The organism is Marinomonas sp. NPDC078689, assembly GCF_044542435.1.
Lineage (GTDB): Bacteria > Pseudomonadota > Gammaproteobacteria > Pseudomonadales > Marinomonadaceae > Marinomonas > Marinomonas arenicola.
Map to the genome: position 1 here is coordinate 144,202 of NZ_JBITUJ010000004.1, position 13,540 is coordinate 157,741.

Annotated in this window: 13 protein-coding genes; 6 read left to right on the top strand and 7 right to left on the bottom strand. The window is 44.9% G+C overall.

Going from position 1 to position 13,540, the window contains the following annotated elements:
• Positions 1 to 443: 443 nt before the first annotated feature.
• Positions 444 to 992: a hypothetical protein gene (locus ACIGBN_RS09095; RefSeq protein WP_396664965.1), complete on the bottom strand. Its 549-nt coding sequence runs from the start codon at positions 990 to 992 to the stop codon at positions 444 to 446.
• Positions 993 to 1,241: 249 nt separating this feature from the next.
• On the opposite strand from ACIGBN_RS09095, the gene ACIGBN_RS09100 reads away from it, so the two are divergent.
• From ACIGBN_RS09100 to trpA, 3 genes are all read left to right on the top strand, one after another.
• Entirely contained in the window at positions 1,242 to 1,367 is a 126-nt protein-coding gene (locus ACIGBN_RS09100; protein ID WP_396664967.1) for a hypothetical protein, read from the top strand.
• A gap of 245 nt (positions 1,368 to 1,612) precedes the next feature.
• Entirely contained in the window at positions 1,613 to 2,872 is a 1,260-nt protein-coding gene (gene trpB, locus ACIGBN_RS09105) for a tryptophan synthase subunit beta (protein ID WP_133001385.1), read from the top strand.
• Entirely contained in the window at positions 2,869 to 3,678 is an 810-nt protein-coding gene (gene trpA / locus ACIGBN_RS09110; RefSeq protein ID WP_396664969.1) for a tryptophan synthase subunit alpha, read from the top strand. Before trpB ends, trpA begins: the two co-directional genes overlap by 4 nt.
• An 88-nt stretch (positions 3,679 to 3,766) precedes the next feature.
• Here the strand turns inward: trpA and ACIGBN_RS09115 are convergent, their stop codons facing one another.
• The 3 genes from ACIGBN_RS09115 to ACIGBN_RS09125 are packed head-to-tail and all read right to left on the bottom strand — an operon-like array spanning position 3,767 to position 6,882.
• Complete coding sequence (locus ACIGBN_RS09115; protein WP_396664971.1) at positions 3,767 to 5,473, bottom strand: ArnT family glycosyltransferase; 1,707 nt, start codon at positions 5,471 to 5,473, stop codon at positions 3,767 to 3,769.
• The gene (locus ACIGBN_RS09120) at positions 5,470 to 6,141 is read right to left on the bottom strand and encodes a TVP38/TMEM64 family protein (protein WP_396664973.1); all 672 of its coding nucleotides are present in this window, start codon (positions 6,139 to 6,141) and stop codon (positions 5,470 to 5,472) included. Before ACIGBN_RS09120 ends, ACIGBN_RS09115 begins: the two co-directional genes overlap by 4 nt.
• A gap of 3 nt (positions 6,142 to 6,144) precedes the next feature.
• A complete protein-coding gene (locus ACIGBN_RS09125) occupies positions 6,145 to 6,882 on the bottom strand; it encodes a glycosyltransferase family 2 protein (RefSeq protein WP_133001389.1) in 738 nt (245 codons plus the stop codon).
• Between the two features lie 303 nt (positions 6,883 to 7,185).
• Between ACIGBN_RS09125 and ACIGBN_RS09130 the strand changes: the two genes are divergently transcribed.
• Positions 7,186 to 8,517, top strand: coding sequence for a YdgA family protein (locus ACIGBN_RS09130; protein WP_396664975.1), 1,332 nt, complete (start codon positions 7,186 to 7,188; stop codon positions 8,515 to 8,517).
• A 164-nt stretch (positions 8,518 to 8,681) separates the two neighbouring features.
• Here the strand turns inward: ACIGBN_RS09130 and ACIGBN_RS09135 are convergent, their stop codons facing one another.
• Both ACIGBN_RS09135 and ACIGBN_RS09140 read right to left on the bottom strand, forming a co-directional pair.
• Complete coding sequence (locus tag ACIGBN_RS09135; RefSeq protein WP_396664977.1) at positions 8,682 to 9,041, bottom strand: hypothetical protein; 360 nt, start codon at positions 9,039 to 9,041, stop codon at positions 8,682 to 8,684.
• A gap of 78 nt (positions 9,042 to 9,119) precedes the next feature.
• Complete coding sequence (locus ACIGBN_RS09140; RefSeq protein ID WP_133002081.1) at positions 9,120 to 10,430, bottom strand: DUF3422 domain-containing protein; 1,311 nt, start codon at positions 10,428 to 10,430, stop codon at positions 9,120 to 9,122.
• Between the two features lie 367 nt (positions 10,431 to 10,797).
• Here ACIGBN_RS09140 and ACIGBN_RS09145 point away from each other — a divergent pair, with 367 nt between their 5' ends.
• Both ACIGBN_RS09145 and ACIGBN_RS09150 read left to right on the top strand, forming a co-directional pair.
• Positions 10,798 to 11,370 (top strand): hypothetical protein, encoded by a 573-nt coding sequence (locus tag ACIGBN_RS09145; protein WP_396664979.1) that lies wholly within the window; start codon positions 10,798 to 10,800, stop codon positions 11,368 to 11,370.
• A 92-nt stretch (positions 11,371 to 11,462) separates the two neighbouring features.
• Positions 11,463 to 12,938 (top strand): glycoside hydrolase, encoded by a 1,476-nt coding sequence (locus ACIGBN_RS09150; protein WP_396664981.1) that lies wholly within the window; start codon positions 11,463 to 11,465, stop codon positions 12,936 to 12,938.
• A gap of 13 nt (positions 12,939 to 12,951) precedes the next feature.
• On the opposite strand, the gene ACIGBN_RS09155 is transcribed toward ACIGBN_RS09150, so the two are convergent.
• Positions 12,952 to 13,524: a hypothetical protein gene (locus ACIGBN_RS09155; RefSeq protein WP_396664983.1), complete on the bottom strand. Its 573-nt coding sequence runs from the start codon at positions 13,522 to 13,524 to the stop codon at positions 12,952 to 12,954.
• Between the last annotated feature and the right edge of the window lie 16 nt (positions 13,525 to 13,540).

Consider the following 13,540-nt stretch of genomic DNA (forward strand, 5'->3'; position numbering starts at 1 on the left):
TAAAAATCTATATTGACCAATAAATTTCACTAAAAACACTCCTCGTGATAAGCAAACATTCATATTAATTATATTTAATAAGATAGAATCTATCTAAAAAACAGATTCTTTGAAAAATTAAGAGCAAATCCAGCTTGATCTAAAAAATTTTGAAGGTAATTTATTAATTAAAATATAGAACAACAGTATAAGGTATACATACCTACTTAACTAGAGGAGCTTTTGAGAATGTATTTCTGTCAGCTTGTTAGCATTACACCTCTTTTGACAACCTAAAATATGAGAGTATTTTTTATAATCAAAAAAAGAGGCCTATCAGGCCTCTCTTAGTAAATCACTCTAACACAATAGACCAACCATTTCGCATTAATGAATAAAATTATTCTACACTATAGGTTCTCTACATTTGATTTTTTAGATTAAAAAATCCATTTTCTAACTTGTTAATTTCTTAATGAGATTTGATTTGGGCGTATTTTCAAATCAGATAGTTCTTCTAAAAACATTTCAATATTTTTATTTGCCGATCCTTCATTTGCCAAACGCAATCGATCAGCAGCAACAAGAGCATCACCAAAAACAGCAGTATATGGAGCAAAAACAGTCTCATTGAAAACTGTATGGTTAGTTATAGTGTTTTTTAACCTATACTGGATGTATGTTTTAACCTCAAAATCCATACCAAACACAGGCTGATCGATTTTAATAAAATTTACCGAAAGCTCATAGTCACCATTTTTAGAGAACAAATTCTGATCAATTAGACTTTTTTCTAAAGCAATTGAAAAGGCTTCACTACTAATTTGTGATGTCCACAGTGAATTGCTCTCTTTTCCTCCTGCAACAGAGGTCACTTCAATATTATCTTTCAACTCTTCTACATATACTTTTTCGGCACCTTGATATGCCATATTTTCCACTTTAGCATTTGAAGAACAACCGGAAAGGTATAAAGCCGACAAAAAAACAAACAAAATCCTTACAAAACTCATATCACTTCCTTAGTAAAGTTTAATTGATAATGATATTCAATTAATTTAAATCTTACAATAAAAAAGCTTCCTCTTATAAACCTAAATTAAGATAATAAGTGCAACACAGCAACGCTGTGTATAGAAGAAGTTAATTGCAGAAGCGGCTATAATTCTTTTTACCGTAAGTTACTCCGCAAAAAACATAAGCTCTCACGAATAACGCCAGAGCGATTCTTCGCGCCTGCGCGGGGAGCGGAGGTGTTGTTCATGAGAGCGACCGTTAACAATGCCTGCCCTAACCAATCTGCCTCCATCAACAACAGCCCCAACGCCCGCCAACACTGGGATTTAAACATGCCTGTCCTGGTTAATGTTCATGAGAGCGACCGTTAACCATGCCTGTCCTGACCAATCTACCCCCATCAACAACAGCGCTAACACCCGCCATAACTGGGATTTAAACATGCCTGTCCTGATAAATACTCGCTAAAGCGATCCTTCTCCCCTGCGCGGGAGCGGAGGTGTCGTTCACGAGAGTGATAAGCCTTTTGTAATTTAACGAAACCACCTTGACGTGAACCGTTAACCTCCATTATATTAACTAAACGGTATAGTTAAATAATTAAATGGAGAACACCATGAAAAGCGAGAACGGTTTCTACGGGCAGTACGGCGGAAGCTACATTCCTGAGATCCTTTATTCGAGTCAGCAGCAAATATTGCACGCTTTCGAAGACGCTAAAAACGACCCTGCTTTTCTTGCTGAGCTGCACAAACAATGGCAGCAGTTTTCCGGCCGCCCTACGCCACTCACTTTTTGTGCGAATCTAACAGAGCACTTCGGTGGCGCACAGATTTACCTTAAGCGCGAAGACCTAAACCACAGCGGCGCCCACAAGATGAACAATGTGATAGGCCAAGGTTTATTGGTCAAACGCATGGGCAAAAAACGCGTAATCGCTGAAACAGGCGCAGGCCAACACGGCATTGCCACGGCGCTTGTGGCAGCGCGTTTAGGCCTTGAATGCACTATTTACATGGGCGCCAAAGACATAGAACGCCAATACCCGAATGTGTTTTGGATGAAGCAATTAGGTGCCACAGTGGTGCCTGTTACCACCGGCGCTCAAACCTTACGAGACGCGTTAGATGAAGCGTTGCGTGACTGGTCCTCTAGCCACGAAGACAGCCATTACCTTATCGGTACCTCTTGTGGTTGTGCGCCCTTCCCAGAAATGGTGGCGTTTTTCCAATCGGTCATTGGCGACGAAGTGCGTGAGCAAAGCGTCGCACAATTTGGGCAATTCCCCGACCGCCTCTATGCCTGCGTCGGCGGAGGCTCCAATGCTTGTGGGTTGTTTTTGCCTTTCCTTGATGAAAAAGACGTTGCCATGGTCGGCGTAGAAGCTGGCGGTAAAGGTCTGGCGCTAGGCGAGCACTCTATTCGCCTCTCTCACAACCTAGGCCAGCCGGGCATAGCACAAGGTTTTGCGACCATGTTCCTACAAGACCAAGCGGGGCAATTACAAGAAACTCATTCTATCGCCGCGGGTTTAGATTACGTTGGTGTGTCGCCCATCATTGCCCACCTTGCTGAAACGGGTCGTATCCAAATGACCTATGCCATGGACGATGACGTCATTGCGGCCTGTACTTTGCTACTGAAAAAAGAAGGCATTATTCCTGCGCTGGAATCGTCTCATGCCTTAGCGGGTGCTTTTAAAGACGCGCCCAATTTACCTAAGACATCGCGCATCGTGATCAACCTTTCCGGTCGTGGCGATAAAGATATTTTTAATGTCGCAAAAGCCGTTCAGGACGAGGCGTTTCCGCAGTTCTTGAACGACTATCTGGCCACTTACCCTGTGACAACCGACAACAAGGAGCAAAACGCATGAGCCAGTTAGCCGCTTTTATTCACGAAAAAAAGAGTGCCCAACAAGCGGGTCAAAAAAAGCCGATTTTGTCGATGACTCATGTGGTTTATGGGTATCCGAGTGTGCAAGAAAGTCTCGACTGGATGGCTCGCTTGATGGAAGAAGGCGTGGATTTTATTGAAGTGCAATTTCCGTTTTCTGACCCAGTGGCCGATGGCCCAAGTATCGTCGCGGCTTGCCATAAAGCATTAGAACAAACGCTCGACGTAGACACCTGTTTAACGCAACTTGGCGAGCTGGCAAAAGGCTTTCCAGAGAGCCGTATTGTGCTGATGAGCTACCTCAACCCTATGTATCGCTTTGGGTTAGACAAGCTGGCGAAACGTGCGGCCGAAGAGAACATATTGGGGTTAATCTTACCGGATTTGCCGATTGAGCAATCAACCGACTACATTGCCGCCTGTAAAGCCAATAACATCGATCCCATTTGGTTAGTGACCCCTGTCACGCCGAGCGATCGTCTCGAAATGCTCGCCAGTAAAGCGTCTGGCTTTCTGTATTGTGTGGCGCGCTCAGGTGTAACCGGTCATTCGAGCCATGAAGGCACCAGCAACCTGACCCCGATGGACGAATATTTGGCACACATTAAAGCCCATGCTAACGCACCGATGGGCGTTGGTTTTGGCCTTCGTGAACGCCGCCAAATTGAAGACCTTATTGGCAAAGCCGATGTGGCGATTTTAGGCTCTGCCCTGTTAGACGCGTACAACCAAGGCGGACAAGACGCCGGTATTGCTCTGCTTCGTGATCTGTTTCCAACACACTAAGATTCGTCGCTGACCTTTCAAACCAATAAAAAACCGTTTGTACTCAGCGTACAAACGGTTTTTTTAGTGTTGATAAAACAACAGGTTGTTATTGATAGGTTCTCTTCATTGGCAAGTGATAGCGCTTGATGGTGTCTGGCGCCTTACAGCTTGCTGCCATGGCGTTCTCACCCAACAGTATCCAATGGCGACCATGGGCTTTGCCTAGCTGTGTCGCTTTGCTGGTATCAAAACACGTCATGGAATTGTCTTGTATCGAGAGGATAAAGCGATTTGGTTTCTCACTCATCCATAACCAGGCATTTCTATCTTGTTCTTGCGGCGCGGTTAAATAACTGAAGTGCGTCAACGGAATATCACTAAACAGCAAAAACTGCTCTTTGAAGCGTGTTAAGCCAAGCTCACCCGCAGGGCCAATGTCTTGCTGGACTGTGTCCATAATGCCTTTTGCAGGCGTTCTGATCGGGTTTAATAAGGTGTAGCCCCAAGTACTATAAAGCACCCATGTAATGGCAAAAGCCGCGCCAAATGAGTACAAGTCCATCGACTTCCACTTCCAGACCAAAATACCTAACCAGATCAATCCAGTGACGAGAAACAACCAAGCAAATTTTGTGGTGTCATCGCCCAGCTCTTTGGCCACCACATGAGAGTGACTAAAGCACAACCCAGCCGCAACAAAAAACACTAAGCCAAACACTATGGTGCCAGCGACCAGCACGCGTCTAAACCAAGGTCGAATGCCCACATTGGTAATGTGTGCGCCCATGAGCAAAGCCATCATGGGCAAGGCAGGCAAAATATAAAGACCGCGTTTACCAGGGCTAATACTAAAGAACAAAACCACCAACACAACCCAAGCCAACAGACTGATCATGATAGGAGACGCTTTCAAGTCGCGCCAAAAAGGCTTGCTAAACAAGAAGGCATACATAGGAAACCAGAACGCCGGAATCACGCTCAGAATAAAGTAATACCAAGGGTTAATATGCCCCCAAGAGTTGGCATAACGTTCGCCTGTTTGCTTAAACAAGATGTTGTCTCGATAAGCGGTGAAGTCAGGGTTATTGCTTGTGTCGGCGATGTGTAACATTGGCAATAACCATGCAGCCAGCACCAACAACATCGCAATCGGGCCGAGCAACAAACGCCAGTTCACCTGCTCCTTACTAAAGCGGTGTTTACCAGTGAAATGCAACATCAGTATTGGGATCAGTAACAGCAATGGCAAAAAGCCCACGCCCTTGGTAATAATCCCTAAGCCCATAAACGCCCAACTGACCAAGTACCAAGCCAAGCTTGCTTTATAAAAGAAATGTCGCAATAAGCCATACATGGCCACCGTAATCCAGCAAGCGACCATGGCGTCGATCTGAGCGCTTTTTGCTTGGATAATAAACTGCGGTGCAATCAGTAAAAACAACACAGCGTTACGTGCGGTTTTAACATTCCAAAGTTTCGCTGCGATATCAAACACGCAGAAAACAGACAATAAGCTGGCCAAGGCATTGGGAATCAAAAAGGTGGTAGATAAATTGCCAGTCAGCCAGTAAAGCGCGGCGATAGACCACATGAAAACAGGCGGCTTATCTGGGTACAACTCCCCGCCTCGCATAGGGAAAAACCAATTGCCTGAGTTCACCATTTCTTTGGCGACTTCTACAAATCGAGGTTCGTCGGCTGGCCAAGGGTCACGCAACCCAATGCCTGCCAAAATAATCACAGCCGCGATCAATAACAATAGCCAAAGTGTTTTTGAGTAATCGTCATTGTCGAACATTTTCGGTACCGTCATGATGCCTTGCCTTCAACCTGTAAAGTAGAGAGTTTGTATTTGAGATGATCTCGGTAAATTAATGCTGTCAGGATAAAACTTAATAACGACAAGCCAATGCTGATATAAATCATCGCGTGATCCGCTCCGTTTATGCCATGACCCACCAAAGCAAAAATCAGCGTTTGTGGTAAATAACCAATGACACTGGCGGTTATGAACGCCCACAACGGCACGCAAACACTGCCTGACAATATATTGGTGACTAGATTGCTGCCAACAGGAAGCAAGCGCAGCATGAGTATCTTCATGAATGGCGCTCGGCTGGCAAACTGGTTAAATTTATTCATTCGTAACGGAAAAAAGCGCGCCAAGGTATGGGTTAACAAGACTCTTGCGACCATGTAGTTTGCCAACGCAGCCACCAAGCAAACCAGCAAGGTCACTATCGTGCCAACAATGGGCCCATATACATAGCCAAACACGAAGGCGACCACTTGTTTTGGCCCTCCTGCGGCGACCAAAGCAAACGACGCCAAAACAATCAACGAATAGCCAACATAACCCTTGTCTGTCAAATAGCCAGACAACCAGTTTTTGTCAGATATATGCGCCAGAATAGGATTCAGTACGCCGGAAAAGAGCAAAACTGCAAATACACAGACTAAAGCCAGTTTGACCCACTTCATTCATTAGTCCTGATTAGAATACACATTCGCAACGGTTGGGTGTTTGGCTCGCTTCTTCAACCAGATCACACCAATGATATCGACAATACCGACCCAAGCACGATTCCATGCATTGTAATTCGACACACCCGCGTTACGGTCACGATGATTAACTTGGCAAACCACAATGTCGCCATCAATGCGTTTAATCAAAGCCGGTAAGAAGCGGTGCATGTGATCAAAATAAGGCAATGTCAAAAACGTTGCTTTAGGGAACAATTTAAGACCGCAACCAGAGTCTGGCACACCATCGTCTAACAAGCTTTGGCGGATCTTATTCGCGACACGAGACTGAAAACGCACCCAAGCGGTATCTAGGCGTTTTTTACGGTAGCCTGCCACACAAAAATGCTGACTGGTGAGCTTTTCGGCTTCGCTAATCAGCTTTGGGTAATCAATAGGGTCATTCTGACCGTCGGCGTCAGAGGTGATGATCCACTCGCCTTTGGCATGGCGCACACCGGAAGACAAGGCCGTACTTTGCCCACAGCTCTTAGCGTGGTAGACAACTTGTAACTGGCAACCAATTTCATTGGCCGTATTAATAGCCACTTGCGCCGTATTATCGTCGCTACCGTCGTCCGTTAACACGACTTCAAAAGCGTACTCCGGCGATAAACTCGCATGAATCTCTCTAATCAATACCCCAATGTTGCCCTGTTCATTTTTCGCAGGCAGAACAACAGATAAAAAAGGTACCATATACACTCCAATTACTTTAATTGATTGCCACAATTAGGCCTAGAATTCTAACGGGCAATGATTCCACATATAACGCGAAAAAAATGTCGAATAATAGAAAAAATATTGCACACATATAGCCTAGAATTGTGACTTCTTAGTGACAATGTTGAATTTTTATTGCGAAACACACTTATTTGCTTAACGACTCGCTGATTTGACGGTATTTTCACTGACTAATCGACGCTTCACCGTTTCACTGACCCCAACTTTCCTTGTATGATGCTGGCAATTTAATACTGTATCCATGAAAAGGAAGTTCCTGTGAAAAAAATACTCGGAGTATCTGCACTCACTCTTGTTGCAGCGTGCCTTATTGCGCCCAAATTCATTGCCAACGAATACCAAACCAAACTCACTGACTTTATCGACAACATCAACAGTGAAGCAGGCTACAGTGCAAAAATTGAGTCAACTGAGTCAAGCTGGTTTGGATCAACAAGCAAAGTCTTGGTGAATATTGATACAACGACGATAGCCCCGACTCTTCAAGGTAAAAAATTGAGCGCTGAATTCGAACTAGACACCCAGTTCGGCCCTCTTCTGTTCGCCCCACAAGGTGTGATTGGCTTATTCAGCACTGACGTTAAATTAAAAGGCGATGAACAACGCCATTATCTAAACTGGGGCGCCGACTCGCCGCTTTATACGTTATCTCTGATCAGCAACGTATTTGGTGATTTACAGTTTGCAGATTACATCCCAGCCTTTAGCAACAAGGCGCAAACACTGTCGGTTAGTGAATATAGCGGTCATGGCAAACTCGCCAACGACAAGCTCATTTATAACGGCGGTTTTAAAGCCGCAACAGCCAGCGAACAAACCACCACCACCTTGCAAAACGTCACCTTGAACCTAGATCTTGATGCCGATTGGGCAACCATTCGTAGCGAAGGCTTCTACAATGGCAACATGGGTCTTAACATAGAGCAAATCACCACAGTACCACAGGGTGAATTTGACAAGCTTGCGGTTACCTTAAAAACCAAACTCGATGACAGCACCCAGCTAGGCAGCATGCAAATTGGCTACGCCATTAAGAAAATAGACGTCGATGGGTTTCAAGCCAACGATCTTAACCTTGTTACCGAGCTAAACAATTTAGACAACCAAGTGTTTCTGGATTACGGTCAGCTCATCAAAGAATCGGTCAGCTTAACACCCAATCAGCAATTTGCCTTTTTGCAACAGCATTTGGACACCCTACTGGCAGGCAAACCTGAATTTAATATTGTGGAGTTCAGCGGCGAAACAAAGGACGGCAAATTTACAGCGAACTTAGCCAGCCACTTAGCAGACATTAAAAACCCTTCTATCGCGGAAATGAACGACCCAAGATTTTGGCTGTATAACGCGATTGTTAATGCCAATGTGAAGATGGACCAAACCTTGTTACACAGTGCGGTTCAACACTATGTTGCGAAAAAAATGTACGCTCCTCTGAATGCGCCAGAAGTGAAACAGCAATCAGACATCTTGATCGATAGCCTTGTTCAGCAGGGTATTATCAAGCTAGAAAACAATAACTATTCAACGCAGTTTCATGCAGAAAAAGGCCAAGGTAAAATCTACGATCTTGCCTTTCCTCTTATGTAGAATCATTGGCGTTTCGCCTTCCCTGCGTTTATTAGAAACACAGACACCGCGTTGAAAACAAAAATACCGCTCAATTTGAGCGGTATTTTTATTCATCTTGTTCTTAGTGTTTTGCGGTCTATGTTAAATAGCCTCTTGCCAGCATGGCATTTAATCCGCCGGCACTAACGTTTGAATATCATCAATTCTATTGCCACTAACATCAGCACATAAAATAGCTCTAGCATCCCCCAAATAAGATTAGGGTATTCAAGCGCCAGCGTCATCGACCCAAGCGGGCTTAAAATATTCAGCATCCACAAGCTCACAGACACTGTCACGACAATGGCACCGCCTATTTTTGTTTTTAGACGAATCATAGCCCCAATGCCCAGTAAGGTGAGTACCCACCAAATACCTGCGCTAAAGGCGATCATGCCAGTGACACCAAACAAGCCTCTGATGATAGAGGTCACCAACAAAGGCGGATGGCTGAACAGGTAAATCCCAATATCGACGACCAAACAAAACAGCAACACATACATAAGCAAGCAACCTTAGTGGGTCTCTTTAGTGTGCTTTCTACCGTCACTCGAGCTTTTCAAAAGGCATAACGAGTCAGATTATTTTTTGCTTTCTGAACGCTTTTCTTGCTCTTCTCGTGCTTTGGCTAACAATAAAAAACGCTTGTGTATTTTACGCGTCGTAAACCAGACACCGCCAACAACAAGCGGCACAGATAAGCCAATAACAAGGCTTTTATCAAAATGCACGCCCTTGTCATAGACAGCTTCGATGATAAATTTAAGCAAACCAACCGAATAATAACTGATCGCGGCAACCGACAAACCTTCGACCGTATGCTGCATCGCCAATTGGATTTTAGAACGCCTATCCATAGACGCAAGAAGGTGTTGGTTCTGTGACTGTATCGACATTTCAACTCGCGTTCGCATCATGTCCGAAACACGGTCAATACGACGTGACAAGTTTTCCAAATGATCCCCTGTGGCTTTACAGGTTCGTACCGCTGGCGTCAGGCGTCTTGTCATAAATTCAGTGATGGTCAAATGCCCCGACACTTCGTCTTCTTTGAGTTCCGTTAACCGTTTAAGCACCAAATCATGGTAAGCATTGGTGGCGCTAAAGCGGAAGGTTGTTTGCGCTCTGGCAGCTTCGACCCACGCGGCCATATCAATCAACTCAGCCAACAGGGCTTGCTCATCCAGCTGCTCAGTAGAATCCGCCAAACGCGCGGTAGTGGTGGCGAGTTGTTCGTCCATTTTCGCCAATTGCGAGTTGTATTTACGGGCGATCGGCAAGCCCAATAGCGCCATTAAGCGATAGGTTTCAATCTCCACCACACGCTGCACCATACGACCCAGCTGGCTATCACTCATGTTCTTGTTGTATATCAAAAAACGGCCACAGCCATCGCTGTGTAACTGAAACGTTGTCCAGACTTGCGCGTCACCATTTTGTGGACGACTTCCCACTAAACGCATGCTTTCAAAGCCACTTTTTACCGACAGCAAATCAGGCTCTGGCTGTGTGCGAGCATCTTCAATGGCAATGTGAAAGGCGGCAATAATCGTCCCAGGTAACGCCGCCAACCAACCTTGAGGTAAAGCCGACAAAGCATTGCTATCAAAAGGGCTCACTTGTTCATTCGTCTTGGTGTTAATAAACATATAAGAGGTGAACTCTAAGTGCTTTTCACGACGCACACGCAATGAGCCAAAATCCACTTCATAACAGACGCCCTCTTGGCTCGGCGGTTGTTGTTGGAAATTTTCATAGAGACAACAAAAATGTTCAAACTCTTTTTGTTTATGGTCAGGGCTAAGCATAACCGCCAAATAACTGATGCGGGCGGGGCTAGACAGTACCTGAAAAGGCCGAGAGTGTAATTCGGCGTAAAGCTCTTCTCGCATAGGATGTATAGACAGCCCATAGGCGTTTGATTCTGTATTCACATTATCATCCAGACAGTGTATTTTCGGGGTAGGTAAATCATTCGATGAAAAGCAATAAATTGCAACCGCAGAAGCGCGATGAGGGAATGTTATTTGAATTTAAATGATTTTTTACGCTGTTAAATTTAAATCACTCAACTATTTGCTGGCGTTGTCTTAATTTCATCAACAGCCAATCGGCGAAATTCTAAAACACCAGCGTCTGTTTGATAAAAGGTTTACGGGGAATGTTTGACAATATGTCTTATACCTGTAAATGACGGTATAAAAGATGAACCATATTAAGATAGACTTAGCGCTACTTTGAGTAGGATATAAATACGTTATGATGCGTCATTTTTCTAACCAGACAGAAAAACTCGTTAATACGGCATTCATCTGCTGGTTAGCTTTTGTGAGCAGTCAGGTTCACGCGATGGATTTAGTCACCTTTGGCAAAGCCTGCTTAAAACAAGAAAACTATTTAAATCGACTCAAGCAAAAAATCGATGAAGCGGACTTCGCTCGCGACACCTCAAGAGGTCTGAATAATGGCGCCAAAGCCAACCTCAGAGCTTACAATAGACAACTCGGTGAACTGGAATCTGAACTGGTCGAATGTCAGAAGATCAACCCAAACAGCGCTTATTGTCATGAGGTGCGCATTCACTACAACAGATTAACAGAGCTGGCTGACCGAGCCGAAGACCGTCTCGAGAGTAATCTCGAAAAAAGAGACGACCACTCGCCACAAAATCTGTTTTTCCGCCAACAACGTTATGACAACGTGTACGATCAATTCGTTGCCATGTGTCGCGACTCTGATGCCCATTATCAGTTACTTCAAGACCCTAATGCCTATCAACAAGTATGCGCGACCTCTCGCAATAAAGCGTCTATAACCTGCTCATTGTTCTAATGATCTCTTAACGCGGTTCGTTCCACCACTACGCGCCATAATATAAGTGTCATCTTTTTCTTGCATGCTAAGGCAGGTAACAGCAGGAGAACATGACCTTGATGACCTCAGATCGCACTCGATTTCGTTTCTACAAACCCAAACTTACTCGCAATCCAAGACAGGTCACCGTTAGCTTAAACACAGCCCAGTCGCCACATACGATCGACCCCAACTACTTGTCGTTTTCCATTGATATTTCCGTACTAGCCGGTGGTTTATGGTGGGACGGCAGTCAAAAAAGCAGCAAAGGCCTAGGCACTCAAAAAGCCACGCCATTGGATTTACAACAAAGCAAATTCAATAAATTGGTGAAAAACTTAGGCCCAGCCTATTTGCGTATTGGCGGCTCTGAAGCAGACAAACTTCATTATTTTAACGCGCCACCTGAGCAGCCCGATGCCCTAGTACTAAGCCACGCCATGTGGGACGCGCTGCACCTTTTTTGCCAACGCCATCAATTAGCGCTGATGTTTACGTTTAAATACGGGCTTTTTCGTCAGTCATTACACGGTCATTGGCAGCCGGATGAAATACAAACATTGCTCAAATACAGTAACGACCACCAGCAAAAAATTGCGGTTTGTGAACTCGGCAATGAACTCAATGCCTATTGGGCGTTTCATGGCCTTAGCTCGCAACCCTTGGCGAAAAACTTAGCCAAGGATTATGACCGCTTTATTCGCACCATAAGAACCCACAGCCCAGACAGCAAAATAGCCGGCCCTGGCAGTGCTTTCTGGCCAAGAATCGGCGAAACAATCCGCCCCATTAGTAATCTGACAGCCACTTTTTTGGCGTCGATCAAAGAGCCATTAGACATTGTCGATTGGCATTATTACCCCTTTCAAAGCAGCCGCTCGCCGGTCAAAACTCGCCCAGCAACACTCAAGAACTTACTCTCTTATAAGTCGTTTTTGGATTATGAGAAGTACTTATCTCAGCTGACAAGATACCGCGACCGCTTTCAACCCCAAGCTCAAATTTGGACGGGGGAAACCGGCTCGGCTCAATGCGGCGGCGAGCGTCATTTATCCGATCGCTTTGCGTCATCGTTTTGGTGGGCCGATCAGTTAGGGCGTGGTGCGCGCTTAGGGCAACAAGTGATGGTAAGACAAAGCTTGATCGGCGGCGATTATGCGTTAATCAATAAAGAAAGCATGAAACCCAATCCAGATTATTGGTTGAGCTGGCTATGGAAAAAACTCATGGGAGATACGGTGTTTGCCGTCAATAGCAATGACCCAGAGGTCTTGGTTTATTGCCACAGCGCCAAAAAAGCAGGCAAATGCACCTTACTGATTATTAATATGACGCCCTACCCTAAGCGTATTCAATGCCAAGGGTTCGGAGTCAAGAAGAAACGTTTTGAAATGACGGCGGATTCGCTGACGGCGAAGAAAATTCGCATCAATGGCAGTAAACCAAAATTTAACGCCGGGAAAGTGAAGCTCAAAGACTTTCCAACACTCTCGAAGTTAAATTTAGTCAGCCCGTATAGCATCAATTTTTGGTGTTTTTCGATATAAAGACACGCGTAAATTAAAAACACACACCTTTCATATGAGGCAGTAGATTTTTCAGCCCTTTCAAATAGAAGGTCGCACTGACAGTGGGCGCGTCTTGCGAAGAGATCTGGACACGAAAAGCCCGCTTGGTTGCCAATGTTTGAATAAAGCTACCCGGGTTCGACACATAAACCGATTGCTGAGCCAATGATAAAGGCCATTGAGCTGGCTGTGGAAGTTCGTCATCAAAATGGTACGTAATATTGACTCGCCCTTCTTTGATGGTGATGCCATCCCAGTGAATCTCTAATTCTGTTCTTGCATCATCACAACGCACCGTCAGTGCCACTGGATTATCAAGATAATGTATTTTAGAAGAAGAAAGTAACGTCGCGATGAAAGTGGAACGCTTCTGCTTTTCTGTATTCGGATGCAGGCTGTAAACCCATTGACCATTGTCTGCCTTCGGAGGTAGAAAATCGGATGTTAACGATTTAATCAAGCACGCGTTAAATGCCTGATTGCTCTTTTCCGACTCACAATTAGATGCCCCCCAAGCAGCACCTGTTATAAAACACAGCGAGATGATGACACAACGAAAATTCATACTTACCCTATCGCCC

Coding starts and splice junctions, on each gene's coding strand:
- ACIGBN_RS09095 (WP_396664965.1), bottom strand. CDS start 992: ATGAGTTTTGTAAGGATTTTGTTTGTTTTTTTGTCGGCTTTATACCTT.
- ACIGBN_RS09100 (WP_396664967.1), top strand. CDS start 1,242: ATGAGAGCGACCGTTAACAATGCCTGCCCTAACCAATCTGCCTCCATC.
- trpB (WP_133001385.1), top strand. CDS start 1,613: ATGAAAAGCGAGAACGGTTTCTACGGGCAGTACGGCGGAAGCTACATT.
- trpA (WP_396664969.1), top strand. CDS start 2,869: ATGAGCCAGTTAGCCGCTTTTATTCACGAAAAAAAGAGTGCCCAACAA.
- ACIGBN_RS09115 (WP_396664971.1), bottom strand. CDS start 5,473: ATGACGGTACCGAAAATGTTCGACAATGACGATTACTCAAAAACACTT.
- ACIGBN_RS09120 (WP_396664973.1), bottom strand. CDS start 6,141: ATGAAGTGGGTCAAACTGGCTTTAGTCTGTGTATTTGCAGTTTTGCTC.
- ACIGBN_RS09125 (WP_133001389.1), bottom strand. CDS start 6,882: ATGGTACCTTTTTTATCTGTTGTTCTGCCTGCGAAAAATGAACAGGGC.
- ACIGBN_RS09135 (WP_396664977.1), bottom strand. CDS start 9,041: ATGTATGTGTTGCTGTTTTGTTTGGTCGTCGATATTGGGATTTACCTG.
- ACIGBN_RS09140 (WP_133002081.1), bottom strand. CDS start 10,430: ATGCGAGAAGAGCTTTACGCCGAATTACACTCTCGGCCTTTTCAGGTA.
- ACIGBN_RS09145 (WP_396664979.1), top strand. CDS start 10,798: ATGATGCGTCATTTTTCTAACCAGACAGAAAAACTCGTTAATACGGCA.
- ACIGBN_RS09150 (WP_396664981.1), top strand. CDS start 11,463: ATGACCTTGATGACCTCAGATCGCACTCGATTTCGTTTCTACAAACCC.
- ACIGBN_RS09155 (WP_396664983.1), bottom strand. CDS start 13,524: ATGAATTTTCGTTGTGTCATCATCTCGCTGTGTTTTATAACAGGTGCT.